This is a genomic window from Prevotella herbatica (assembly GCF_017347605.1).
Classification (GTDB): Bacteria; Bacteroidota; Bacteroidia; order Bacteroidales; family Bacteroidaceae; genus Prevotella; species Prevotella herbatica.
In genome coordinates this window covers 1465827-1492485 of the sequence record NZ_AP024484.1, presented here as the reverse complement: position 1 = coordinate 1492485, position 26659 = coordinate 1465827, and the positions used below count along the sequence as shown (strand labels likewise).

Below are 26659 nucleotides of genomic sequence, written 5' to 3'. Positions count from 1 at the left end.
AACTTGATGATATAGCGTATTTTAAACTGCAACACTACCTGCAACACCTACTTTTAATTTCTTGCGAAAAAATTAGGACGATAATAAAAACGTTTATAACTTTGTTCTGCCGAAAGACAAAAAATGAATTAAATAAATAGAGATTAAAACATGAAAAAGAACATCTTATTATTTGCTATGATGCTGTTGCTTTGCTCAACATGTATTAGTACATTCGCTAATAATCCTGATAATGATATAATAGCATTAACAGGAAGTCCTGATAATCCTGTACGTAAATCTCCGCATATGCCTTATATTATTGAAAGCATGGACAATGGGGTATGTTCGTTGACTTTTATGAGAGCATTTGATAATGCAGAAATAAGAATATATCAAAATGGTATTCTTATAGATCATAATTCTGGCTCTTTTGCAGAAGGTGAAACCTATACTTTAGATCTTCCAGGATATGGGGAAGGGGAGTATACTATTGGGGTATACTATAGTGGTAATAAAATATTTAGTTCATCAGAGGAGATAAAATGAGTTCAATATTTAAAGTGGTCTCAATAATGAACATAATATCACTAGTGTCCACTAAATAAAATTAAGAGTCAATTGAACATTATCTACTACATCATGTAGATTTTTGGAAAAGAGTTCCTTTATAGGAGTTTCATCCAAAAGCGTATGCAGCTTTATACTCGCTTTAGTGTGTTTGAACTTGGCCGACAAAAGACATTGAAACACAAATCTATTGTGGAAGATTCAAAAGCATTGACTTTCTCGTCTATTTACGTTTCTTTCAGGACACGTTTATCATGTGATATCTTCAAATATTTGCGGATTGCGGACCTTGTTAGCTTTCGACGAGATTACTTCTCGTAACATTCTGCCGAAGCCCAGTGATAGGTCTTATTGGAATGGGCTGCTATAGTCGATAGCAACTTGTATGGACAGTTGACCGAACATCATTACAAGCAGCTTGTTCCAGCAGGTAAAATGCTTAACATATTTTCTTCTTTCCAATTTCATAAAATACCCTTTGGAGCAAGAATTCTATAAGTTGAGAGAATATATTTCTCAACATTCTATATAGAAACTAGTGATTTTTAAGTATAAAGTCAAAATAAAGCATAACAGTAGATTAAAATGCCAATCCTTAAAGGATTGTTTTTATTAACATTTAATACATTTATTTATGAAAGAAAATTTAGATTTTGGTATGCAACTTTCTCAAGATGAGAAAGGACAGTTGCATGGAGGTTTTGAACTTCAACAAGTAAATTTTGATGAGAATGAACATTTTGCCGCTGATAATGGGAACTGTAAAAGTGGTGGTTGGTTTGATGACAACACTAATTGTCACAGATGTGCTGGATGTGCTGGAGCTTAATTCAAATCAATGAAGCATGTGGAGTCTATTCTATAGACGAACTCCACCGTATTTATTAATTCGTAGGCGAGATCTGTGTTCTCGCCTACATTAAACCTATTCATTATGATCTGGAGTAAATACAACGAACTAATTAAAAAGCAGGATGATTCATTCTTTCTGTTCAATAGTCGTACAAAAAAATGGTTAACTTTAGTACGCGAACTTTATGTTTTGCTTTCTGACAATTACAAAAATATAGATGAAATAAGTACTATACATCCTGAATTATTTGAATCTTTAGTTAAGAACGACTTTGTAGTTAAGGATACAAATGAGGAAACTTCCAAATGTATAGCAGAATTAGGTACAAGACTGGAGTTTTCTAATACTTTGAAACTTACTATCAATCCGACGCTTGATTGTAATTTAAGGTGTTGGTATTGTTATGAAGGACATTTACATGGAAGTGTAATGCAATCACAGACTATTGATAATATATGCAAATATATTACAGAACAACTGGAAAAACATCGATATGAACGATTGCAACTTGCATTTTTCGGTGGAGAACCTTTACTGAAATTTACGAAAGTTGTTCAACCTATTTTGCAAAATGTACATGATATTTGTATTCACTACGATACTATTTTTGTAGTGTCATTTACAACGAATGGTGTTTGCCTTACACAAAAGGTAAGGAATGGAATAAAAAAAAGCACTACTAATGTCAGCTTCCAAATACCATTTGATGGAGATTTTGAGATGCATAATAAGGTAAAAAAGTTTTATAACGAGCAAGGTTCTTATAATATTGTTACAAAAAATGCACGAGAAGCTGTCCTTGATGGATTCAGAGTTATTATTAGGTGCAATTATACTAAAGAAAATATACGTTCTTTTCAAAAAGTTATCGCTGATTTTAATGATTTAGTTGACAGACCCAATCTGAGATTTTCTTTTCATAAAGTATGGCAAGAAACAGAGGATGAGGAATTAAAGATTGGCATAAAAGAGCTTAAAGCAAACATTGCAGGAATTAAGTTCCAGTCAAATATTAATTCATATTTTGGAGATAGCGTGAATCCATGTTATGGGGATTATATGAACAATTATGTATTTAATTACAATGGTGATGTTTTCAAATGTACAGCACGTGACTTCGCGCCAGAACACAGAATAGGAAAGCTAACAGAGACTGGTGTGATAGACTTTAATAACCTTGCACTCCAACGAATAAAAAAAAGTATGACATCCGAATGTTACACGTGTAGAAGACTTCCAATATGTCCTATCTGTTCACAACTAAAGTATGAATCCATAGATGGTAAATGTCCGGTCCACATTACACCAAACGAAATCTCTATGAATATACAAGATTATTTTACTGATGTACTTTATCAACATCATTATGAAAAAATATCTAAGTAAATGCATTATGCCTTGTCTACTTATGCTTAGTTCAACAGCATTAGCGCAAGAGACAAAGCAACTTAATGAGGTTGTTATTCTTGCATCGCGCACGGTTAATAACTCTGATGGATACGTTATCAATCTTAAGGGGATGAACATAGTTAAGGGGAAACCTGCTGTCGCGGTTCTATCTTTTCTTCCAAATATATCACATGAAGATGGCATGTTCAAAATTAATGGACTCGCTGTCAGTGAAATCTATGTGGATGGTATAAAACTATCAGATATATCTGAACTTGACAAGATACCTGGGGAAACGATTCAAAAGGTAGAAGTAAAGTACCTTGCTGGTGCAGATCATAATGCCGCTTTAAGTGGAGGAATCATTATGATTACTCTGCGTCGCCCCTCTAAAGGAGGTTTCTATGGTAGCGTTATGGGAAACACAGAATGGTATCGCTCTTGTGGTTTTGGAAATGAAGACTTAGGAATACTTTTTAATTGCCGTTATAAGAACCTTAGTATATATGATAATATTGACTTTGGTCACGAAAGGACAAAGGAAACTTCTGAACAATGGCAGACAGAATTGGATATGCAATCGTATTTGTCTAATAGCTTATTGTCCAGTTCATATAACTTCAGAAACAGAATCAGCCTTACACAACAATTAAAATCAGGCGTTCAGATAGGCGGTAGCTATCTTTATACCTCTTCAAATCCAAGTCCTATTTCTACATCTTTCGGTAACAATGAGTGGTCTTCTATTAGTGAGAATATGAACACTCATCTACATGAAGGAACCATGAAGTTTTCAATGCCCTTAAACAAAAGAGGATCATCAGCGGAGCTTACCGTTGACTATTTAAATAAGTATAGCAAAAATAACTCACTATATTACATAGAAGAGAATAATACTGGTGATGTTATGGAGAAAAGCAATCTCGATTTATGGAAATTTAATGCAGATTTCTTGTGTCCATATAGCCGTTCTCTTACTTTTAAATTTGGTGCTTCTGCCCAAATTATTTCTTCATCATACAGCCCTTCTGTAAATAAATTAAGCAATCGCTTTAATATGAGTACAATGACAACCCAGACTTCTGGTGTAACACCAATTGCATATGTTATGGCGCAAGGGAAAATTAGCAAATTTCGATATAGTGCAGGTGTAAACTGGCAACTTAATCACATCAATTTTAACGACCGAACTAGTGAGGTTGATGATCAAAATACCCAGTGGACTATCAACCCTACTATTCAGTTTATGATGCCATTTGGTAAAAATAAAGAGCATAATCTTATACTTAGTTACAAGCGAACTATGAGTGATATTCCATACTCAGCAATATCTTCAGCTATTACATGGAAAGATTCTTATAATTATAGTATAGGAAACGCAAACTTAAAAGCCCCTTCCTCTGATATTGTTATGGCTGGACTTTCTATGTTTAGAAATAAGGTTACTCTTACTGCTCTTTATGCCTACTCTCATAACCGTATCTATTGGGAAACTTTTCATAATGCAGAAGATGCTAATATCTTTTACACAAAACCCATCAATATTTCAGGGCAATGCTATTGGGGAGTAGGAGCTGAATACATGGAAGCACCAACACAATGGTGGAATTTAAAAATTTCAAGTCGTGTAGAAATAACCCCTGAAAATACACAAATTGGTACGACATATTATGATAAGACTCGTTTTAAAGAATATTTTTACTTTAACAATAATTTTAAGTTCGCAAATGGATGGGGCGGTATGCTAAATGCTAACATTGATCCAACATACCGAACATTTGAGCGAACTTATCATACAGTATATAGTGTTGATGGCAGGATATATAAATCTTTCTTAAATGACAATTTTCAGTTTGCAATTGATTTTACTCCTATTGGAAATCGCCGTAAGCTTGATAGGAAAGTTGGAACTTACAAGATCACATACAAAAACACAGCTCCAATTCAATATGTTGGAGTTTCTATTACCTGGAATTTTTCTAGAGGTAAGAAAGTTAATGTTGAAACTGTTGATGGAACGCAAGAATATCATCAGACAAAAGATAATTGGGAATGAAGTCTTTTTTATGGATTAAGCAAAATGATTCTATGCAGTGCGGGGCTGCCTGTTTAGCCATGATTTGTCGCTTCTACGGAAGTAATTTAAAGTTTACTGAAGTAGCCAAAGTATGTATTTCTACAATTACAGGTATCTCACTTGGTGGTATTGAGAAAGCAGCAGAACAAATCGGCTTTTTTGCAAACTCATACAAATCAACTATAGAAAATTTATTAAAGATAGACCATCCTTGCATTCTCCATTGGAACCAAAATCACTTTGTGGTATTGTATAAAGTTAAGAAAGGGAATATTTTTTATATCGCAGACCCTGGTAAAGGATTGATTAAGTATAATCTTGTAGAATTTAAGCAGCATTGGATTAGTACGCAGTCGGATGGTCAAGAAAAGGGTATAGCGATGTTTCTTGAACCCACTTCTGCGTTTTATGAGAAACAACCAGAGAGAAGGCCAATGGAGGAAAGGTCATTTAAATTTCTTTTTGACTATATCAAAAAGTACCGCCGTTATTTTGGGCAGATTGTGTTGGGACTTATTGTTGGCAGTCTGCTGCAACTCGTGCTTCCGTTCCTGACACAAAGTATTGTAGATGTTGGTATAAAGAATCAGGATATAGGTTTTATATGGCTTGTGCTTTTGGGACAGCTTATGCTTACAGTAAGTCGTACGGTTATTGATTTTATCCGCCGCTGGTTGCTACTTCATATCAGTATGAGGATAAATATATCACTGGTAAGTGATTTCTTCATTAAACTACTCAAGCTCCCGATGTCGTTCTTTGACACAAAACTGATGGGTGATCTCATGCAGAGAATGAACGATCACAGCCGTGTGAATACGTTTATGACGCAGCAGACACTGAACATTATGTTCTCAATGCTCACATTCGTGGTGTTCACTATCGTACTGTTCTTTTATAACAAGTTGGTCTTCTCAATATTTCTTATAGGTAGTGTCGTTTATGGAATTTGGATGACACTGTTCCTGAGGCGTAGGAAGGTGCTGGACTATGAGCTTTTTGAGCAGCAGGCTATAAATAATAACAAGACTTACGAGTTTATAACATCCATGCAAGAAATAAAGCTGCAGGACTGCGAACAACGCAGACGCTGGGAATGGGAGGACGTGCAGGCTGATCTGTTCGGCGTGCAGATGAAGAGTCTGAAACTGCAGCAGACGCAAGAGGCGGGCAGCATATTTATAAACGAGATTAAGAACATCGTGATTACTGTAGTTGCCGCAACAGCCGTGATCCACAGTCAGATGACCCTTGGTATGATGCTTGCCGTGCAATATATAATTGGGCAGTTAAACAGTCCTGTAGAACAGCTCATGAGCTTTTTCTATTCAATACAGGACGTAAAGATAAGTCTTGAACGCATAAATGAGATCCATTGCGTGGATGATGAGAACGGAAAAGTAGGGCTACAGACATCTCTACAAGACCAAGAAAAAGGGATTGATATTGAAAACGTGATGTTCAAGTATGATCCGCATGCGATCAAAAAGACACTGGACAATGTCAATATACATATACCAAAGGGTAAGGTTACTGCGATAGTAGGTGCCTCTGGTAGTGGGAAGACAACCCTTGTTCGTTTAATGCTTGGATATTATCCCGTGCTTGGCGGGCATATCACAGTAGGAGGTACGGATATTAACCAACTTAACAAGAAGTGGTGGCGCAGACAATGTGGAGTTGTGATGCAGGACGGTGTAATATTCTCTGAGTCAATAGCGCGCAACATTGCAGTGGATGACGCGGACATTGATAAGGACAGATTGCTGAAGGCTGCTGAAATAGCTTGCATAAAAGATTATATTATGGGACTTCCACTGAAGTTCAACACCAAGATTGGGCGTGATGGGGTTGGATTGAGTCAGGGACAAAAGCAGAGAATACTTATAGCTAGAGCTGTTTATAAAAATCCTGACTATATATTTCTTGATGAGGCAACAAACTCGCTTGATGCAAGCAACGAGAAGGCTATTGTGGAGAATCTTGATAAGTTTTATGCCGGACGCACTGTGGTAATTGTGGCTCACAGGCTGAGCACGGTGAGAAATGCCGACCGAATAATAGCTATAAACAACGGTATGGTTGCAGAGGCAGGAAGTCATGATGAACTGATTGCGAAGCGTGGAGTTTACTACAATCTAGTGAAGAACCAACTGGAACTGGGAAACTAGAACCAATAAAGATATAAAATGATATGGAAGCAAACGATAATATAGAACTCAGGAGCGAGCGAGTGAGGAAGATAATAGGCAAAGTGCCTCCCCGTCTCATAAGCTTAGGAATAACAATCGTGACATTGTTTATTGCGGGAATGATATATGTGGTAACAACAGTGCACTTTCCATTTACGATAGAGTGTAGTGGAGGTATACATTATTTTGAAGTTTCCCCAAATACTTACTATTATGCAAATATAGAAGTTCCTTATAGATATTTGTATCTGTTTCATAAACACAGACGTTTCAATATCTCTTTTGAGGGCTTCATGGAGAACGAAACGGTTGTTGCAACGACAGATGGTTTTGATGATAGAGTGATAACTAAAGAAGGAGAAAATTACTTTGTCGCTTTTGCACGTATATTGAATCCTAGAGTGTATGGACATAAGATACAGCCTAATCAGAAATTCAAAGCAGTGACGGTTGTAAGCGACAAGACTTTATTAAATCTAATATTCCATGGGGATTAATACAAAGTAATTATTCCCTAATATTTGGGCGACTCTTAAGATATAAACGGAAGAAATGGTGAGCTAAATGTTAACCCAGTGTAAAAATGGGGCATCATTTAGCCACTATTTTGTTTTTCTTGTATAAAAATTTGGATAGCAATAAAAACGTTTATAACTTTGCTCTGCCGAAAGACAAAACTAAATAGAGATTAAAACATGAAGAAGACCACTTTAAATTTTATTATGATTATGTTGCTTAGTTCAACATGTATTAGCGCATTCGCTAATAACCCTAAAGATACCCCAATGCCAACAACTGGAGTTCTATATATTCCAATCCACAAATCTCTGCATATATTATTGATAGCATAATAGCTGAGTATGTTTATTGACTTTTATGAGAGCATTTAGTAATGTAGAAATAATAATAGTTGCTTATGTCTAAAATACTGTATTTGATTTTTCTGTTTTTTTATTTTCCACTTTCTGCCTCTTGTCAGACTGAAGCAATGGAAGCAGAAATGTATGTTCAAAAGAGCATATCCTCACATGAATTTAATCCCTATGAAATAGGTTTTGCCTTCAAGTATAATATATTGAAACGCTTGTATGTTAAATGTGATTATGAGCGTTCTATTGCACTTTTTAAAATTGATGGGGCTAAAGATTATTATACGAATGATATGTATGGAGCCAAAATTGGCTATACTTTTTTGACTATTCCGGATTTAAGCGTTGGTGCCGTATGTGGCATTGGAGATAACTTGCGGAAGAAGAACAATTGGGACTATTCGTATTACGACACCGGTCTTTATGCTTATATAGGGCATTCCAATATCAGACCATGCCTCGGGATTACCTTAAGAAAATATGACTCGCATAATAGTTGTTTCCATGATTATACAAGAGTTTTATTTTCCTTAGGATTCAATGTTAAGATATGAACAAATTCGAGGGTTGAAAGGTTAAACATATAATTGACTAAACTGAATACTCACGGCAACTATAGACTCTGGTATACTGGAGTTCTAAATATTCCAATCCACAAATCTCTGAATATACATTCTTTAAAAAAATATAGATTGGATAGTTATAAATCTAAAAGTCTATATGAAAAGCCAATTAATTGTTTCTTAGATAAAGCATAGAATATGAATCGGTTTCTTTTTTTTGTTATATTTATATTGCACACGGTTCTTTCTTTCTCGCAGGTTATCTCCGGAAAGGTAGAGGATGAGCATCATCAAGCCGTCGTCATGGCGAATATCTTTTTACTTTCTGAAAAGGATTCTTCTTTTGTTAGGGGAACGGTTTCTGCCGAGGATGGATCCTTCTCTCTTCAGACCTCTCCGCAAAATTGTTTGCTGAAAGTATCGGCTGTAGGCTATAAGACTGTCATAGAAGAGGCTAGGCAAGGAGATGCCGGGGTGATCGTGTTGAAGGAAAATTCTTTGATGCTTGGCTGTGTAGTAGTGAAAGGAGATTTGCCAAGGCACAAGCTTACGAAGGAGGGGATGAAGACATTGGTGACTGGAAGCGTGTTGGAGAAAATCGGTACGGCTAATGAAGTCCTGCAGAAGATCCCTATGGTGACGGTAAACAGCAATGGGGAAATACAGGTTTTCGGTAAAGGTACTCCCATTATCTATATTAACAACCGTAAGGTTATGGATAAAAGTGAACTAGAGCATTTGAGTTCAGAGAATATCCAGAGCGTGGAGGTAATCAACCGTCCTGGTGCAGGATATGATGCCACAGTGGGTGCTGTCATCAGGATAAAGACAAAGAAAAGGGATCAGGGCCTTGGTTTCAGCTTTGCTTCCCAGAACAAGTATGACCATTATTTCTCTGAAAACCAACGAGCAGAGATCAACTATCAAAAGAAGGGACTGAATATCTTTGGCATGCTGTCAGCGGGTACAGGACAGAGAAGAAGCACAATTTATGGTGATCAGACCAATTTTGCGGATACCGTATGGAATCTGAAAAGCACAAGCAAGTCCTATCACCGGCTATCCGACCTGCAGGGGAAAGTAGGATTCGGGTATGATGTAAGCCCTCATCATTCTTTCGGGGCTTATTATCAATATAGTGCGGATAAAGATAAGGAGTATGATCATTTCATAAGTGATGTCTTCTCTAACGGTACCTTCTATGACTCTTGGAACAGTTCCGGAACGACTCAGGAAAAGAAGCGCCCAGGACATGATGCAAATATATACTATAACGGGACCTTCGGGGATTTCTCGATGAACTGGAATATGGATTATGTATATAGCAAAGACAACCAAAACCAGATACAGAGAGAGTTAAGTCAGAATTACACCGATCGTAGCGTCATCACTCACAATACCAGCCAGAGCCGGTTAGGGGCAGTCAAAGCAGAGTTGTCATACCGTCTTTCACCTTCTGGAACAGTTTCCATGGGGGAAGAATATACGAATACACACCGGAAGAATCTGTTTGATAATATTGAGGGTGTATTTTCAGACAACAATAATAAAATGCAGGAGAAGAACTCCGCTTTATTCCTTCAATATTCTCAGAAATGGAATAAGATACAGCTGAATGCTGGAATGAGATACGAGCATGTCAGCACTGTATATACATTGAATGGAGTGCGTCAGGATGACCAGAGCCGGAAATATGATAATCTGTTTCCGGACTTATCTGTTAGTTTTCCGATAGGAAAAGCCGAATTTTCTGTAGGATACAGCAAAAAAGTGCAGCGTCCGGGATATAGCCAACTGGATGGAAATGTCTATTATCTCAACAGATTCCATTATCTCAGCGGAAATCCAATGCTCCGACCTACCTATATTGATGCCGTTACGGCAAATGTCAGCTATTCCTGGTTGTTTTTTACAGCAAGTTTTTCTCATGACAAGGATATCATCGTCTATTCCTCCAACTATGACCAGCAGGATCCGAAAATAGCTTTTGTCACCTTTGAAAATGCCAGCCACCTGAATAGGCTCAACTGTTATGCCAGCCTATCACCTACAGTAGGATGGTGGCATCCAACATGGAACGTCGGGATGAACCAGCAATGGTTCAAATACAACTATTGCCAGCAGATCAAGTCTTTCAACAAACCGATTCTGTTTTTCCAGTGGTATAATGCCTTTAACCTTCCTGATAATTGCCAGCTGCGTATCGACGGCAACTATCAGGGGAGCGGAAATAATCAGAATATGAAACTAGATGATCTCTGGAATATCGATGCCAGTGCCGGCAAGTCCTTCTTCAATAATCGTCTGAGCATTCGGCTTGCTGTACATGATATCTTCAACATGTACAAGTTTAAGCCCCAGATGTACAATCACAATTTACTGATACTTCAGCAGAATGTTACGGATACCCGTTATATCACTTTAACCTTGCATTATAATTTGAATATTTCTGGTAAAAAGTACAAGGGAACGGGGGCCGGAAACAGTGAAAAGAATAGACTGTAAAGTGTAAAGATAGCCGAATGTGCCCTTGCAGTTACTGTTGTAAGCGACAATACTTTATGGAATCTAATATTCCATGGGGATTAGTCAGTTAATAAAAACGTTTATAACTTTGTTTTGCCGAAAGACAAAATGAATAGAGATTAAAACAAAACAATTAATATTTACTTATAATGAAATTTACTATAACATTAAAGAACAGGATAATTAGATTTATTTTTCTTTTAATTTTGAGTTGTATATATCAACAGAGAATAATAGCACAGAATATAACGGGAAAAATTACAGATGAGAAATTAGCTCCAATTGAATTTGTCAATGTAGTGTTGTTAAATTCGGCGGATTCATCTTTCGTTGATGGTGTGGTCTCAGACAGTGAAGGTAAATTCTCAATGCCGGCTCATAATGGTATACAGAAATATATATTGAGTATATCTTATGTGGGTTATAAAACTACAACACGAAAAATAGTTAGTGCTGATTTAGGGAACATAGTTCTGCATGAAGAAGCAAAAGCACTTAATGAAGTTGTTGTTCGTGGGCATAGACCTATAATTAAAAGAGAGATAGATCGCTTGGTATTCAACGTTGGTAATACGCCTTATCAAAAAGGAAATACAATAATGGATTTGCTGAGAATGACTCCACTTCTAAAAGTTACCGACAATGCAATTAGTATTATAGGTAAAAGTAATGTCAGAGTTATGTTTAACGGTAAGATATCTTATTTGGATAATAGTGACATCATTCAATATTTAAAATCGTTGCAATCAGATGATGTAATTAGTATAGAGGTTATAACAACTCCGCCTGCAAAATATGAAGCTGGTGGTAATGGCGGTATGATTAATATTATTACAAGAAACAGAAAAGATATTGGACTTGATGGTAATGTAGGAGTTTCATATACACAGAGATCTTACGCAGGAATAAGTTCTAATGCTTCAGTAAACTATCGGTCTGCTAAGTCTTTCTTGTCTTTTAAGGTACGCCAAAGTAAGAGTCAAGGAACTGTTGATGAGGCTTATCAGATTTTGCAAGACAGAAGCGGTCAGAACAGTGTCACATCAAGAAAGGATACTTATGACAATATAGGTGGAAATATGACGTTTGAACATCAAATAACTCCATTGGCTACAATAGGTTTAGTTTATGATTTTAATCGTGGTGATGATAATTTGGATATTCGTAATAAATATAACTACTACAGTAATAGTAAACTTGATTCATTATTGAATACTTCTTCTACCCAGATAGGAAAAACAATATCACATACTCTTAATCTCTATTACGATTTGAAGCTTGACAGTTTGGGTAAGAAACTGGGGATAGCAGCTAACTATATGAGTCACACACCCGATAAAGAGGTTAACTTTACAACTTTAAATGAGCAGACTAACAACAAGTATATTGTAAGGGAACCAAACAATATAAGATACTCAATTTATACAGGAGAGGCAAATCTTGAATTGCCATTTAAATCATTTAAGTTGGAAACAGGAGCTAAATACAGTCGCGTTATAAATAAGTCAGATATGCAATATTATAATTTGAATGATAAAGAGTATGTTGCTGACATAAAACGTTGTAACATATTTAATTATCGAGAACAGACTTTAGCTGGCTATATAAGTGCTTATAAATCTTTAGGTGCCTATTTTTCAGTTCAGGCTGGCTTACGTTATGAGCATACTTTCGTGAAAGGTGTAACTCCAAATAATAGTTCTCAGGATGTAAAAACAAATTATGGCCATATATTTCCTACGTTATATTTTACATATAAGCCAAGTGAACTAATTGATATCCATCTAAATTATGCGAGAAGAATTAACAGACCTTACTTTAGAGCATTGAATCCTTTTAAATGGTATACTAATCCAAATAATGTGGATCAAGGTAATCCTGCTCTGCGTCCTTCTTTTGTGGATAATATAGAGTTGGCATACGTTTTTAAAAATAATTTGTCGGTAACGGCTTACTTTCAAAAAGAGAATGATGCCTATGGACAGTCTCTGAATATTTCAGATGATAAGACTACTTATAGTACTTACGAGAATATATATAATAACAGACAGTTAGGTCTAAACGTAAGCTATTCTCTAAACCCTTTTGAATGGTGGAATATATCTTTAGCAGGTAACTATATTTACAATAAATCAAAGATAAAGAAGGCTGACTACATACCACAGAATGGAGGGTCTTTTGATTATAAATGCTGTAATACGATTTCATTTGGGAAAGATCGCAGATTCCAATTTTTCTTGAACTATTCTCAAAATCTAGCTTACAAAGTAGGTACAACTTATGATAAAAGCTACGCTGATTGTAGTGCTGGCTTGAAATACTCTTTAATGCATAATAACCTTGTTATAAATCTGTATGCTAACGATTTGTTTAAGCAGGATCTTGTTAAGCGAGAAAAGTTTGCAATAACGAATACTCAAATATATCATAATTATTATGACAGTAGATATCTACGTCTAAGTGCAGTTTATTCATGGGGAAAGACAAAGGTAAAATATCAGAAAAAGAACGTTTCGTTTAATGAACGGAATAGATTATAGTATTACATTAACGTCCACTTAAAATGATAAGCTTTTAGTGTAGCGTATGATAAATTAAATGTTTGGAGATTGGATTTCTCTGTGAAGATTTGAATTTTGCACATTTATGGGGGCTTCACTGCTTTTTTCGTGTTATTTAGCTACGAAGCTACGGCATCTCTTGCAGAGCCTTTAAATAGAGGGATTGCCGATATGTAGCTTGCCGTATTTAGCTACGATAAGCTACGTTCTAGCTACGTTATTTTTTTCTGCCTATATAATGTACGAGTATGCACGCGCGCACTTAGGACTTATTAAAAACAAGTGTCGAAGTGTCAACTTAATGAATACCAGTATTTTATCGACAAATCAGACGTCGTAAAGTGACGGTGAGCTGACGGTTAAATATCGAGTTTTGCATGCGTTTCTATATAGAAATGCATCTGATTCCATATAGAAACGCAAACGTTTCTACGATGTTTTAGCTCCTATTTCATCGTAAAACGCAATGCAATATAACGTAAAACGCATTACAAAACATCGTAAAACGCATCAAATTACTTCGCAAAGTGTAATTCAATATGAGGGGAATTTTCCCTTAGATTTTACCGACGAATAACCGACACTTAATGCCACTAGAAAAGTGTTCTAACAAATTGATGCTCAACGGATAGACACTTCGACACTTGTTTTTACGAAAAACCCAGAGTGTGCGCATACGCACGCACGTGTATTACGATGTGTAGCACCCTCTAGTAATTGAAACTTTGGCTAACAGGCTAACCTAAATCTGATTGCATGGACAAAATTTTTGGAGTATCTTTGCCGAGAATTCAGTGGAATTCAGCAGAATAGTTAAACAAGCTTGTAAATTCTGCTCTCGTTTACACATCCCCAGTTTCTCAGATGCAGCCAACGTTTCTTTGACAAATTTACTTATAGAATAACATTCCATCCTAAAACGACACAAGTTTACGTAGCTAGAACGTAGCTTACCGTAGCTAAATCCTCCTAGCTACGTATCGTCAATCCCTCTGTTTACAGGCTTTACGAGAGATGCCGTAGCTTCGTAGCTAAATAATAAGTAAAACGCAGGGAAGGCACTCTAAATATGCAAAAAATCAACCCGTTGCTGATGCCACTTTAAAATGTTTGTGATTATATATTTAAATCGGTTCACATGAAAATATAATATAACTAATTGATTTTAAATTAAACACAGACTCATTTTTGTTTAGCGTGACCGTAATGACCGTAAATAAAAAATCCAACTGCAATCAATGCAGTTGGATTTTTGTATTATCGTTAAGCCTTGGTTTAGCAAATCTTGCTTCCTGGCTTTACATTCTTCAAAATAGTTGTTACGCTGAGGTCACCGTCGAAGTTTTCGGCACTTAATATCATGCCTTGACTCTCTATGCCCATTAGCTTGCGAGGGGCAAGGTTAGCAATAAAGAGTACGTCTTTGCCTATAAGGTCTTCTGGGCTGTAGAACTTTGCTATACCAGAACATATCGTGCGGTCGGTACCACTACCATCGTCAATAGTGAATTTAAGCAGTTTGCTGCTCTTCTTTACTTTCTCACAGTCTTTGATATGACCTACACGGATATCTAGTTTCTCCCATTCGCTGAAATCAGCATTCTCCTTTATAGGTTCAGACTTATATGTTGCAGCTTCATTGGCTTTCTTTGTCTCAGCCAATTTGTCTAGCTGCTTCTGTATAACATCGTCCTCAAGTTTCTCAAACAACAGTTCTGGTTCTGCAAGCTGATGTCCTGCTTTGAGCAAATCAGTGCTTCCTAGCTGTGCCCAATCGAAACTCTCCATATTGATTAGCTTACGTAGCTTATCAGAAGAGAATGGTAGGAACGGTTCAAAAGCAATAGCCAGATTGGCAACAAGCTGTAATGATATGTTGAGGATTGTCTCTACGCGCTTAGGATCTGTTTTCCAAACCTTCCATGGTTCACATTCGGTGATATATTTATTACCGATACGAGCAAGAGTCATAGCCTCTTTTTGAGCCTCACGGAACTTGAATACATTAAGATAAGACTCCATCTTATCCTTCACATCTTTAAATTCCTCAAACGCAGCACGGTCAACATCCTGTAGTTCGCCACAGGCAGGTACAACACCATCCCAATATTTCTTTGTTAGCTGAAGTGCACGGTTGACGAAATTACCATATATAGCAACAAGTTCAGAGTTATTGCGCTCCTGGAAGTCTTTCCATGTGAAGTTGTTGTCTTTTGTCTCTGGAGCATTGGCTGTGAGAACATAACGCAAAACATCCTGTTTGCCAGGAAGGTCATGCAAATATTCATGCAACCATACAGCCCAGTTGCGACTTGTTGAAATCTTGTCGTCTTCAAGATTGAGGAATTCGTTTGCAGGAACGTTATCTGGAAGTATATAATCGCCGTAAGCCTTTAGCATTGTTGGAAAAATAATGCAGTGGAATACGATATTGTCCTTTCCGATAAAATGTACTAGACGTGTCTCTGGATCTTTCCACCACTTTTCCCAGTTGCCAAACTTCTCTGGCTCATTGTCGCAAAGTTCCTTTGTATTACTGATGTAACCGATAGGAGCATCAAACCATACATAAAGCACTTTTCCATCTGCACCTTCTACAGGAACAGGTATTCCCCAATCAAGGTCACGTGTCATGGCGCGTGGCTGTAAATCCATATCCAACCAGCTTTTGCACTGTCCGTAAACATTTGGACGCCATTCCTTGTGTCCTTCAAGAATCCATTTCTTTAGCCAGCCCTGATACTCATTAAGAGGGAGGAACCAGTTTTTTGTCTTCTTTATTACTGGCTTTGAACCAGATATTGTTGAATGTGGATTAATAAGTTCCATAGGACTAAGGTCGCTACCACACTTTTCGCACTGATCGCCATAAGCATTTAAATTATGGCAGTGTGGGCATTCGCCCATAATATATCTATCTGCAAGGAATTGATGAGCTTCTTCATCATAATATTGTTCGCTTTCCTTTTCAACAAGTTTGCCGTCTTCGTAAAGTTTCTTGAAGAAGTCGCTTGCCAATTTATTATGAGTATCGCTAGTAGTACGACTGTAAATATCAAAACTGATACCAAATTCCTTGAAAGAATCTTTTATCATCTTGTGATAGCGGTCACAAACATCCTGTGGTGTTATGCCTTCTTTCTTTGCCCTTAAAGTGATAGGAACTCCATGCTCGTCACTACCGCCTATAAATACCACATCCTGCTTCTTCAATCTGAGGTAGCGGACATAGATGTCGGCAGGAACATAAACTCCAGCCAGATGACCGATATGTACACCACCATTTGCATACGGCAAAGCCGCTGTGACGGTGGTACGCTTAAATTTATTTTCTTCCATCTAAATCGTTGACTTTTAATTCTTTGTGTGCAAAATTACAATAAATCGGGCGTAATACAAAGAGAAATGACTCTTTTTTATCTCTCTGCCCAGTCGCCACGATCGAGTTGGCGATAGCTTATAGCCTCGGCAAGATGCTCTACTTTTACGCAATCGCTGTTTGCCAAGTCGGCAATGGTACGTGCGACCTTAAGAATACGGCTGTAAGCTCTAGCGCTTAGGCTTAGTCTCTCCATAGCCATGCGAAGCATGGTTATTCCCTCTTCGTCTGGTTCTGCATATTGATGAATCATACGTTCGGTCATCTGTGCATTGCTGTGTATGCCAACGTAATCCTTGAATCGCTCTGTCTGTATAGCTCTTGCAGTAATAACACGTTCACGGATATCTTTACTTGGTTCTCCAGGTGTAGCCTTGCTTATATCCTTAAAAGGCACAGGAGTAATCTCACACTGTATATCGATGCGGTCAAGTAGTGGACCGCTAATTTTATTCATATATCGTTGGATTTGCCCAGGTGTACATACGCAATGGTGAGTTGGGTCGCCATAGTAGCCACATGGACATGGATTCATGCTTGCTACAAACATGAAAGAACATGGATATTCTATGTTGTATTTTGCTCTGCTAATAGTGATTTCTCGATCTTCTAATGGTTGTCTTAGTACTTCCAAAGTATGCTTATTGAATTCAGGCAACTCATCGCAAAACAACACTCCGTTGTGGGCTAGTGAAATTTCACCAGGCATAGGATTTGTGCCGCCGCCTACAAGGGCTACTTCTGAAATCGTGTGATGAGGAGAGCGAAAAGGTCGCTGACTTATTAGTGATGTATTACATCCAAGTTTTCCGGCAATGCTATGAATCTGCGTTGTTTCAAGACTCTCTGAAAGAGATAATGGTGGAAGTATTGACGGTAATCGTTTTGCCATCATAGACTTGCCGCTTCCTGGAGGACCAACCATAATAAGATTGTGACCGCCGGCAGCAGCGACTTCTAAGGCGCGCTTCACATTTTCCTGTCCACGTACGTCGCTAAAATCAAAATCAAAGTTGTATTGCTGTTCGTAAAATTCCTTTCTGGTATCAATAACTGTTGGATTATATTCTTCCATCCCTGTAAGGAATTTCACAACATCAAGCAAGTTTTCCATTCCGTAAACATCAAGATTGTTTACTACGGCAGCCTCTTTTACATTGTCTTTGGGTACTATAAGACCTTTGAATTGTTCGGCTCTTGCTTTTATAGCGATAGGAAGTGCACCTTTTACAGGTTGCAATTTGCCATCAAGTCCCAATTCTCCTACAAGCATATAGCTACCCAGTTTGTCGGATTCTATATTTCCATGGGCTGCTAAAAGGGCTATAGCGAGCGGTAGATCAAATCCACTTCCTTCCTTTTTTAAATCTGCAGGTGCCATGTTTACGGTTATATCTGCTTTTGGGAATTTATATCCACAATATTGCATTGCGGCTGCAATTCTGTCACGTCCTTCCATAACCGCCTTATCCCCAAGCCCTGTGAGATGATACATCACGCCTGGATTCATACTCACTTCAATAGTGATAGTGGTTACTTCAAGCCCATTGACAGCAGCGCAATAGGTCTTTACAAGCATATCTTCAATAAATTTTTTTATGTTTTTTAGTTGGTTAATAATCTAGATCAGATCATTTTCCCCAGTCGTTGTGTAAGATCGTTAACAGAAAGTCCGCGAGCAACTATACGACCGTTTTGCATCAAGATGTTATCTGGTACAGCCAACAAGCCCAACTTCTTTACAAGTGAACTTTCAAACATCTGTTCGTCGCATATTATCGGCCAGTTTATCTGATTTTGCGAAATGTTTCTTTTGCAGTCAGCTTTGCTAGCATCTAAACATATACCGACTATTTGAAGCTTTCCAGCAGCTTTGTCGTTCATATCTTTCAGTCTGCGCTGCATGTCTGTGCTTTCAAAGCTCCATGAAGCCCAAGTGTAGATAAGAGCTATAGGCGAGCTTTTCAATGTTGATGAAGAAACAGCTTTGCCGTTTATGTCGTATGCCGTAAAATTGGCAATGGAATTGCCTGATTCAGCATCGCTTATTGTTTTCACCTGTGCGATAAGATGATTTACGTAACCGTTGCGTGGTTGTTGATTGTGCAGAATACCAAGCAACTTCATGGCTTTCTTATAGTCTGGCTGTTGGCTCTTCAGAATATATTGTGACACGATAAATGCGCCAACCGGAGATTCAGGATGGTCCCCTATAAACATAGAGGCATATTTTGATATTTCTGGAGGTGATGCATTTGAAATCTGATGGCGGAATTTTGTCATCAGTTCGTTGTCATCAGTTCCGGTAACTTCTAATTCCTTAAGGTGAGAAGCATCTCCTTTAACGTCTACTGATTTACCTGGTTTAGCAAAAATCGCTTGTTCTGAAAAGTTTGGGAACACTACTACTAATACGCATTCATTTTCACACGGCATCTCGTATGAGAAGCGTCCGCCTTCAACCTTTATTGTGTCTATACCACTTAGACCGCCGTCTGGGCTATAAACATAAAACTCACCCTGGTTGAGGTTTGTGAGTCGGCCTTCAATCTCAAAATGATGATTGTCGGTTCCACAAGATACCAAAACCAGGGTGAATAGTATAAGAAAACTTATTTGTTTCATTTATTGAGTTTTGCGAATTCTAGATCCTTGTTGGCGTATGTAGCCAATGAAGAATCCTTCTGCAGAGCTTCCTTTAGATAAGTATTTGCATCAGAGTTGTTGCCCTGACGAGCGCAAAGAATTGCGTGTAGATAACTTGTAACTGCGTCTGCATTCTTAACATTCTTGATAGTCTGCTCAGCAGCAGCATAGTCTTTATTAAGAATCTGTGCAAGAACAGCGCTGTTGTTGTTAGATTTGCTGAACTCATCAGCAGCATTAGCATAGTTTCCGCGTGCAATATTCAAGTTGCCAAGTACTTCGTTAAATCCGTTTCCGTTAGCGGCTTTAGCAAGGTTGTTCTGAGCCTCTTCAAGCTGACCATGTAGAAGGTTGATATATGCCTTGTTAGCATAAGCCTCTGGAGCATCAGCGTTAGCCTTGATAGCTTCGTTGATATACTTGTTAGCAACATCTTCGTTACCCTTGTTTAATTCAAGAGCTGCGATATTGTTGAATGCACGATAATCGTTGCCGTATAATTCTGCTGCCTTCTTGTAGATGTCCTCTTTCTTTGCTGCGTCGTTTTCAAGAGATGCTGCATAAAGAAGTTCATCAACACTAAGTTTTGATGGATCAGAAGCATACTGCTCGTTGATCTGCTCATCGCTGCGACCAATTGTTTCGTAGTTGATGATCAGGCGACTGCGACGAAGTTCTGGAAGAATCTCGTTAGCAAGTTCACGGAAGCCTTCGCTCATGTTGCGAATCTGCTGCTCGCGCTGCTGTGGGTCTTTATACATAGAAAGAACACGAAGGATTACCTCCTTGTCCTGAATGTTGCTAGCCTGTACAAGCTGCTGGAAACCTTCCCAGTCCTGAGCTGTGTAGTGAGCATCAATATCAGTCTTAACCTTTGTAGATTTAAGCTGTTTGTTTACATATTTTTCACTATTGTCCTGGCGCTTGTTAGCAAGTTTGTTATTGAATGCGAAACCACCTTCTGGTGAAGCATAAGCCTGAATCTCAACATTCTTTATAGCTAGTTTCTCACGATCAGCGTTGATCATCTTTAGCATCTTGACGAATTCCTTAACGCTATTGTTCTTCAACTGACTGCTACGCAAGTTAGCTTGGTTGATGATGAACTTAACATTAGCTTCCTGCTTCTTAGCGTTGATGCGCTGGAAAGAGTCTGGAGCAATGCAAGCACCTTCATTTGCCATAGTCTTTTTATAGAGTTCTGATGTTGAGATTACACCTGTTGCAACCTTAACCTCAGGAACGTTTACTTTCTTTTTTCCAATGTGTGCGTCAAAAGTGAGATACATGTCACTACTCTGCATTTCTGGAACATAGTCGAAAGCAGCTTTCATTGTATATCTGCCACCAACCTTATATTGAATAACCTGATTGTTACCCATTACCTTCTGACCCTGGAAAGTAGTGCTTTGGCCCTTAGCTACAAGACCATTGCCATATCTCAATTCAGGAGTTACAGTAACAGTAGCTTTCTTCTTCATGTACTTCTCTGGGAATTGTCCGTCTACAGTAGCTGGAACTTTTCCACCAAGAGTCTCAAGAGGGTTGGGAGTTATTGTAAAATTGTCGGCAGAAAGTTTGCCTAATTTTGAGCATGATGTTGTTAATAACAATGAACATGCAGTTAATGAAAGAATTAGATTTTTATTCATAAACGTAATAAATTTAATAGGAAGTGCCGCGAGCGGGACTCGAACCCGCACAGCCATTACTGGCCAAGGGATTTTAAGTCCCTCGTGTCTACCAATTCCACCATTGCGGCAACGGAATTAATAACTATTAATAAACAGTTGAGCGGAAAACGGGACTCGGACCCGCGACCCCGACCTTGGCAAGGTCGTGCTCTACCAACTGAGCTATTTCCGCGAAAAAGTGATGCAAAGATAATGGTTAATATTCAAACCACCAAATGAATTTACACATTTTAAATATTAATGCGTTAATTGTACACACTTAGTGTTCCGTATGCACCAGTTGTGGATGCGTGATATCTTGTAAGTTTGTTACCTTTGTCCCCACTTGTTATTATGCCTCCGTTGTTGAGATCGTATTGCCGTTTGCACACATTGCATGTAGCGATGCCGCTTGCTGATATAGATAATTTTTTGCTTCTTACAGGTATGGCGTCTGGGTCAAAACAATTTGGGCACTCCAAATCGTAAGCATAGAAAGTAAGTGGGTCGCTTAGTTTTCCATATCCAACAATCAATCCGTTGTTAAATCCAAGTATGTGAGTGCGCTGCTTGTCAAGATCTGTAAGAATTGTCTTTTCTGTAAGTCCGGAGCTATTCGTAAATGAATAATACTGCGCTCCGTTTTCAGTGATAAGACTTATCGTGCAGAATACTCCACTATATGGAGTCATGGCTTCTGCAAGTCGTGAATTGTTGTGATTGTTGTTTTCAAATACAAAATAGCACCTGTTACTGCTAAACTCATTTTGCACATTGCTGCATGAGTCAGTTAACAGTAATAAAATAAATGCTATTATTATATTTGTCTTCCTCATTTATTTCAGAAGTTCTTTTTCTGCATTGGTCATACGTTCAAAGTTAAAACATTTCAATGTATCTTCCATCAGATTCTGTATCTTGTCGTTGCAAAGGTTTCCGATACTTCCCTCATGGGTGTGATGAATGTTTCGGTCAGCCTTGAATGTGCCTGCTTCTATTTCAAGCCCCACCTTCTTATATGCGTCACGGAATGGCATTCCTGCCGAAGCAAGTTTGTTTACTTCCTCAACAGAGAACATTGGGTCATACATAGAATTTTCAAGTATATGCTCGTTTACCTCCATCTTGTTTATGATGTAAGCAGCCATCTGCAGACAGTCTTTCAATTCATCGAATGCAGGCAGGAATACTTCTTTTATGATTTGCAAATCACGGAAATATCCTACAGGAAGATTATTCATGATAAGCATTATCTGCTGTGGCAGACTTTGAATTTTGTTGCTCTTAGCGCGTATAAGTTCAAAAACGTCTGGGTTCTTCTTATGCGGCATGATGCTACTTCCTGTGGTACATTCCTTTGGAAGTTTCACGAAATTAAAGTTCTGACAGTTGAACATGCATGCGTCGAAAGCCATTTTTGCAAGTGTTCCGGCAACAGTAGAAAGTGCAAAAGCAACATTACGTTCCATTTTTCCACGTCCCATCTGAGCATAAACAACATTGTAGTCCATTGAGTCAAATCCCAATAACTTTGTTGTCATTGTACGGTTCAGTGGGAAACTGCTACCGTAACCTGCAGCCGAACCTAAAGGGTTGCGGTTGGTCATTTTGTACGCTGCCTGAAGAAATAGCATGTCATCGGCAAGTCCTTCGGCATAAGCACCGAACCAGAGTCCGAAAGAACTCGGCATTGCTATCTGCAAATGAGTATAGCCTGGCATGAGAACATCTTTGTATTGATTACTCTTACCGATAAGTTCATCAAAGAGTAACTTTACACTGTCTACAATTTCTTTAAGCTCATGACGAGTGTATAACTTTAGATCTATAAGCACTTGGTCGTTACGACTTCTTCCCGAATGTATCTTCTTTCCCATGTCACCCAGTTTCTGAGTAAGCATAAGTTCCACTTGTGAATGTACGTCCTCAACACCTTCCTCAATTCTGAACTTTCCGCTCTCGCATATAGCGTAGATGTTTTTAAGTTCAACAAGAAGTTTGTCAAGTTCGTCTTTTTCAAGTAGTCCGATACTTTCTAGCATTGTGATGTGAGCCATAGAGCCCAGTACATCATATTTAGCTAAATACAGGTCCATATCTCGGTCCTTGCCCACAGTAAAGCGTTCAATTTCCTTGTTTACTTCAAAGTTCTTCTCCCAAAGCTTATTTGCCATAGTTATTATCTATACCCGTTAATCGTATTTAATCATTTGCAGTGCATCGGCAATCTTTTCGATACCTTCCTGCAATGGTTTTGAAACCATACCCTTAATGAAAGGATTAAGTTCAGCCTTGATAGTTAGCTTTATCTTGCAACTGGCTTCGTCTACTGGCAAGATCTGAATCCATAAATTGAAAGGCAATGGACTCTTTTCTGTTTCAAACTTGATGCAACTTGGTTCTTCACGTTCAATGATATTTAATTTCACTGCACCCATAGGAGAACTTATAGAAATAGAATTCTCATCGAATGTGAGATCTTTTATCTTGTCTTCTGGCAGACGGTCCTTTATTCTTTCGATATTACTTAAATCGCTCAGGAGGTTATATACATTCTGCTGAGGATAATTTATCTGTCGGATAGTACTTTCGAATTTTGCCATATATTATTTATTCCAGTTTGCTGGATCTTTGCGCCATTTGTGTAAAACTTCTACATCGTCTTCTGCAATATATCCTGTTTCAAGAGCTTCTGCTACAACATGATCGTAGTCGGTAAGTGTAACCAATTTAACCTTAGCGTCCTCGAAAGCTTTTTCAGCAACAGGGAAACCATAAGTGTAGCTAGCAATCATACCAATCACGTCACAAGCATTGTTGCGGATAGCTTCAACTGCTTTAAGACTGCTGCCGCCTGTAGAGATAAGATCTTCTACAACAACAACTTTCATTCCTGGTTTCAGTTCACCTTCGATAAGATTTTCCAATCCATGATCTTTTGGTTTAGAGCGAACGTACACGAATGGAAGGTTCAATGCGTCGGCAACAAGTGCGCCTTGTGCAATGGCTCCGGTAGCAACTCCGGCGATAGCCTCTACATCTGGGAAGTGTTCCAAAATGTTGTGAACTATTTCCAACTTTACGTAGTTACGCAAGTCAGGATAAGACAATGTCTTTCTGTTATCGCAATAAAATGGTGATTTCCAACCTGAAGCCCAAGTGAAAGGATTGTTTGGTTGTAATTTAATGGCTTTTACCTTAAGCAACTTCGAAGCGAAGTCTTTCTTTAAAATATCCATTTTCAGTATGGTTTTAATTATAAATTAGTGCAAAGTTAGTGGAAATATCCCACAATACAAATTTTTAGTGTGAATTTTACTTTTATTTACGGTTTTACAAATCCCAATGAAACAATGCTTATCTTTATGTCCTCTGCCTTCATTAGTTGCTGTGAACATGCAATAGTCGTTGCGCCTGTTGTCACGATGTCGTCAACAAGTAGAATGTGATGATTAGCTATAGCTTTTGTATTGATAATGCTGAATGCGTCCTTCACGTTTTCCTTGCGGTCAATCACGTCTTTGTGAGTCTGGCTTTCCTTGAAAAGTGTTCTCTTAACTATCTTATTGTTGATTTTTATTCCCGTTACATTACTTATCCCTCTGGCTATCATCATACTTTGATTGTAGCCTCTGTTGTGTTGTCTCTTTTTTGTTAAAGGAACTGGTATAATCATATCAATACCTTCGAAAAAGTTTTCGTTGTTGAATTCTCTTGCTGCAATTTCTCCAAGGCTGACTCCTATTTCAGGACAATGATGATATTTCAAATCATAAATGGCTTTGCTCACTGGTGCTTGCGCATCATAGAAAAATAGAGCTGAGGTTTTCTCTATCGGTATTTGTTTCCAATAAAGGCGATTCATCATGTTATCATACGGTGAACGTTCATACCACGTGCGTGGAATGTGTCGGTCGCAACTGCTACACAGGGTCTGTTCCGTTATGCTGAGCCTACATCCGCAAATCGCACAACAACGTGGGGCGATAAGGTCTATAAGTCTGCTGAAAAAACTAATCATCCGCCAACTCGTCTGCTTCGTCAATACACATACGAATGATTCTCATATCGAAACCTCTGCCCATTGCGAATTTGATGAGCTTCATTGCTCGTTCATATTCGTTGCGAGCTTTTATGGTAGGATATTTCTGTTTTATAAGCGGGCGAAGTTTCTCTAGATACATATCGTCGGGAATTTCTTCAAACACAGGATCGGAAATACTGCGTGGTATACGTTTTATATATAAAGCCTGCTCTACCTTTTTGCGTCCCCATCCGTTATATTTGATTTTGTCTTTTACGAAAGCTTCGCAAAATCGAGCGTCGTCAACAAACTTATTTTTAGTGAGATATTCCATTATTCGTGCTTGCGCATCTTCTGATATTTCCCATTTATTCAGTTTGTCTATAAGTTCCTGCGTACAATGTTCACCTTGTGCGCATAGAGAAGACAGTTTCAGTTGTGCTTCTTTTTCAGATATTTGTTTCATTTATAGCAGATTGTGAATCGTTGTTTACCAAAAATATCACTAACGGTTCTTATATTCTTATAATTAAGTTCTTTAAGCATACAGATTGTCTCATTTGCATAAATAGGGTTTATCTCAAATGCAAGCATGCCGTTGCGTTTTAAAGATTTAATACCATACTCGGCAATAGCTCTGTAAAACTTTAAAGGGGCGTCATCAGGTACAAACAAAGCTGTATCTGGTTCGTATGCAAGCACATTTTCAGCCATATCCTTTTTCTCTTTGTCACAGATATATGGTGGATTACTTACTATAATGTCCCATCTATTTATATTCTCGTCAGTAATATTCAAGGCATCTTCAAGTTCAAGATTTACTTTCGCCTCAAGTCTGTGCGCATTTTCACGTGCAATGATAAGTGCATCCGCAGAAATATCCCATGCTGTGACATTAGAATTCCAAAGGTCAAGAGCCAATGTTATCGCAATACATCCGCTTCCAGTGCCAATATCTAGTACGTTCATTGGTTCAGGAGGTTGAAGAGCGCAGTATGGTCGATTGTATTCTTTGATTATTTCTTTGCACAATCCGTAAGTTTCTGGTCTTGGAATCAATACGCCTGGTGCCACCTTGAATATTCTACCGCCAAACTCTTCCTGTTCTAATATGTATTGTATCGGCTCTGACTTTTTGAGTCTTTCTAAACATTCATTCAACTGTGATATTTTATCATCAGAGAGTTCTTCTATTTTTCCACACAGAATATCAGTAAGATTCATTCCAAACCTCACTTCCAAAAGTAATCTCACAATGGCTTTGGCTTCACCTTCATCATATATATCTGTGAGGCTTCGCCATAATTCACTATATGTCATGGTGCAAATTTAATGAAATTTGCTCTAATGTCAGCAAA

At 38.0% G+C, this 26659-nt stretch carries 21 protein-coding genes and 2 tRNA genes; 9 read left to right on the top strand and 14 right to left on the bottom strand.

From position 1 onward, the window contains the following. Positions 1 to 150: 150 nt before the first annotated feature. Entirely contained in the window at positions 151 to 528 is a 378-nt protein-coding gene (locus prwr041_RS05650; protein WP_207155360.1) for a DUF3244 domain-containing protein, read from the top strand. 369 nt (positions 529 to 897) lie between these two features. On the opposite strand, the gene prwr041_RS13770 is transcribed toward prwr041_RS05650, so the two are convergent. Beyond that, positions 898 to 1017, bottom strand: a complete 120-nt coding sequence (locus prwr041_RS13770) for a DUF4372 domain-containing protein (protein ID WP_207155359.1) — start codon at positions 1015 to 1017, stop codon at positions 898 to 900. 166 nt (positions 1018 to 1183) lie between these two features. Here prwr041_RS13770 and prwr041_RS05640 point away from each other — a divergent pair, with 166 nt between their 5' ends. The 8 genes from prwr041_RS05640 (at position 1184) to prwr041_RS05605 (ending at position 13558) form a co-directional block, all read left to right on the top strand. Further along, positions 1184 to 1378 carry a hypothetical protein gene (locus tag prwr041_RS05640; protein WP_207155358.1) on the top strand — a complete coding sequence of 65 codons (195 nt, stop codon included), beginning with the start codon at positions 1184 to 1186 and terminating at the stop codon, positions 1376 to 1378. Positions 1379 to 1483: 105 nt separating this feature from the next. Then, positions 1484 to 2788 carry a radical SAM/SPASM domain-containing protein gene (locus prwr041_RS05635; RefSeq protein ID WP_207155357.1) on the top strand — a complete coding sequence of 435 codons (1305 nt, stop codon included), beginning with the start codon at positions 1484 to 1486 and terminating at the stop codon, positions 2786 to 2788. Beyond that, positions 2769 to 4847 carry an outer membrane beta-barrel family protein gene (locus tag prwr041_RS05630; RefSeq protein ID WP_207155356.1) on the top strand — a complete coding sequence of 693 codons (2079 nt, stop codon included), beginning with the start codon at positions 2769 to 2771 and terminating at the stop codon, positions 4845 to 4847. The genes prwr041_RS05635 and prwr041_RS05630 overlap by 20 nt, the downstream gene beginning before the upstream one ends. Continuing rightward, complete coding sequence (locus prwr041_RS05625; protein ID WP_207155355.1) at positions 4844 to 7039, top strand: peptidase domain-containing ABC transporter; 2196 nt, start codon at positions 4844 to 4846, stop codon at positions 7037 to 7039. Before prwr041_RS05630 ends, prwr041_RS05625 begins: the two co-directional genes overlap by 4 nt. Positions 7040 to 7062: 23 nt before the next feature. Then, positions 7063 to 7557 (top strand): hypothetical protein, encoded by a 495-nt coding sequence (locus prwr041_RS05620; RefSeq protein ID WP_207155354.1) that lies wholly within the window; start codon positions 7063 to 7065, stop codon positions 7555 to 7557. Between the two features lie 419 nt (positions 7558 to 7976). Further along, on the top strand, positions 7977 to 8483 hold the full coding sequence (locus prwr041_RS05615; protein ID WP_207155353.1) for a hypothetical protein: 507 nt from the start codon (positions 7977 to 7979) through the stop codon (positions 8481 to 8483). A gap of 207 nt (positions 8484 to 8690) precedes the next feature. After that, positions 8691 to 10997, top strand: a complete 2307-nt coding sequence (locus tag prwr041_RS05610; RefSeq protein WP_207155352.1) for a TonB-dependent receptor domain-containing protein — start codon at positions 8691 to 8693, stop codon at positions 10995 to 10997. Positions 10998 to 11224: 227 nt separating this feature from the next. Next, positions 11225 to 13558, top strand: a complete 2334-nt coding sequence (locus prwr041_RS05605; protein WP_237072312.1) for a TonB-dependent receptor domain-containing protein — start codon at positions 11225 to 11227, stop codon at positions 13556 to 13558. 1296 nt (positions 13559 to 14854) lie between these two features. Here prwr041_RS05605 and metG read toward each other — a convergent pair. The 13 genes from metG to prmC form a co-directional block, all read right to left on the bottom strand. Beyond that, the gene (metG, locus tag prwr041_RS05600) at positions 14855 to 16918 is read right to left on the bottom strand and encodes a methionine--tRNA ligase (RefSeq protein WP_207155350.1); all 2064 of its coding nucleotides are present in this window, start codon (positions 16916 to 16918) and stop codon (positions 14855 to 14857) included. Positions 16919 to 16995: 77 nt separating this feature from the next. After that, positions 16996 to 18537: a YifB family Mg chelatase-like AAA ATPase gene (locus prwr041_RS05595; RefSeq protein WP_207155349.1), complete on the bottom strand. Its 1542-nt coding sequence runs from the start codon at positions 18535 to 18537 to the stop codon at positions 16996 to 16998. 47 nt (positions 18538 to 18584) lie between these two features. Next, positions 18585 to 19583 carry a DUF4369 domain-containing protein gene (locus prwr041_RS05590; protein WP_207155348.1) on the bottom strand — a complete coding sequence of 333 codons (999 nt, stop codon included), beginning with the start codon at positions 19581 to 19583 and terminating at the stop codon, positions 18585 to 18587. Beyond that, a complete protein-coding gene (locus tag prwr041_RS05585) occupies positions 19580 to 21256 on the bottom strand; it encodes a tetratricopeptide repeat protein (RefSeq protein ID WP_207155347.1) in 1677 nt (558 codons plus the stop codon). The genes prwr041_RS05590 and prwr041_RS05585 overlap by 4 nt, the downstream gene beginning before the upstream one ends. Before the next feature lie 24 nt (positions 21257 to 21280). Continuing rightward, a tRNA-Leu gene (locus prwr041_RS05580) sits at positions 21281 to 21366 on the bottom strand. 31 nt (positions 21367 to 21397) lie between these two features. After that, a tRNA-Gly gene (locus tag prwr041_RS05575) sits at positions 21398 to 21470 on the bottom strand. A gap of 73 nt (positions 21471 to 21543) precedes the next feature. Continuing rightward, positions 21544 to 22113, bottom strand: a complete 570-nt coding sequence (locus prwr041_RS05570; RefSeq protein WP_207155346.1) for a hypothetical protein — start codon at positions 22111 to 22113, stop codon at positions 21544 to 21546. Then, on the bottom strand, positions 22114 to 23451 hold the full coding sequence (argH, locus tag prwr041_RS05565; protein WP_207155345.1) for an argininosuccinate lyase: 1338 nt from the start codon (positions 23449 to 23451) through the stop codon (positions 22114 to 22116). Positions 23452 to 23469: 18 nt separating this feature from the next. Next, positions 23470 to 23880, bottom strand: a complete 411-nt coding sequence (locus tag prwr041_RS05560; RefSeq protein ID WP_207155344.1) for an SRPBCC family protein — start codon at positions 23878 to 23880, stop codon at positions 23470 to 23472. A 3-nt stretch (positions 23881 to 23883) separates the two neighbouring features. Beyond that, a complete protein-coding gene (pyrE, locus tag prwr041_RS05555; RefSeq protein WP_207155343.1) occupies positions 23884 to 24516 on the bottom strand; it encodes an orotate phosphoribosyltransferase in 633 nt (210 codons plus the stop codon). An 86-nt stretch (positions 24517 to 24602) separates the two neighbouring features. Continuing rightward, positions 24603 to 25298, bottom strand: a complete 696-nt coding sequence (locus prwr041_RS05550) for a ComF family protein (RefSeq protein WP_207155342.1) — start codon at positions 25296 to 25298, stop codon at positions 24603 to 24605. After that, complete coding sequence (locus prwr041_RS05545) at positions 25291 to 25767, bottom strand: regulatory protein RecX (protein WP_207155341.1); 477 nt, start codon at positions 25765 to 25767, stop codon at positions 25291 to 25293. Before prwr041_RS05545 ends, prwr041_RS05550 begins: the two co-directional genes overlap by 8 nt. After that, a complete protein-coding gene (gene prmC, locus prwr041_RS05540; RefSeq protein ID WP_207155340.1) occupies positions 25764 to 26621 on the bottom strand; it encodes a peptide chain release factor N(5)-glutamine methyltransferase in 858 nt (285 codons plus the stop codon). The genes prwr041_RS05545 and prmC overlap by 4 nt, the downstream gene beginning before the upstream one ends. Between the last annotated feature and the right edge of the window lie 38 nt (positions 26622 to 26659).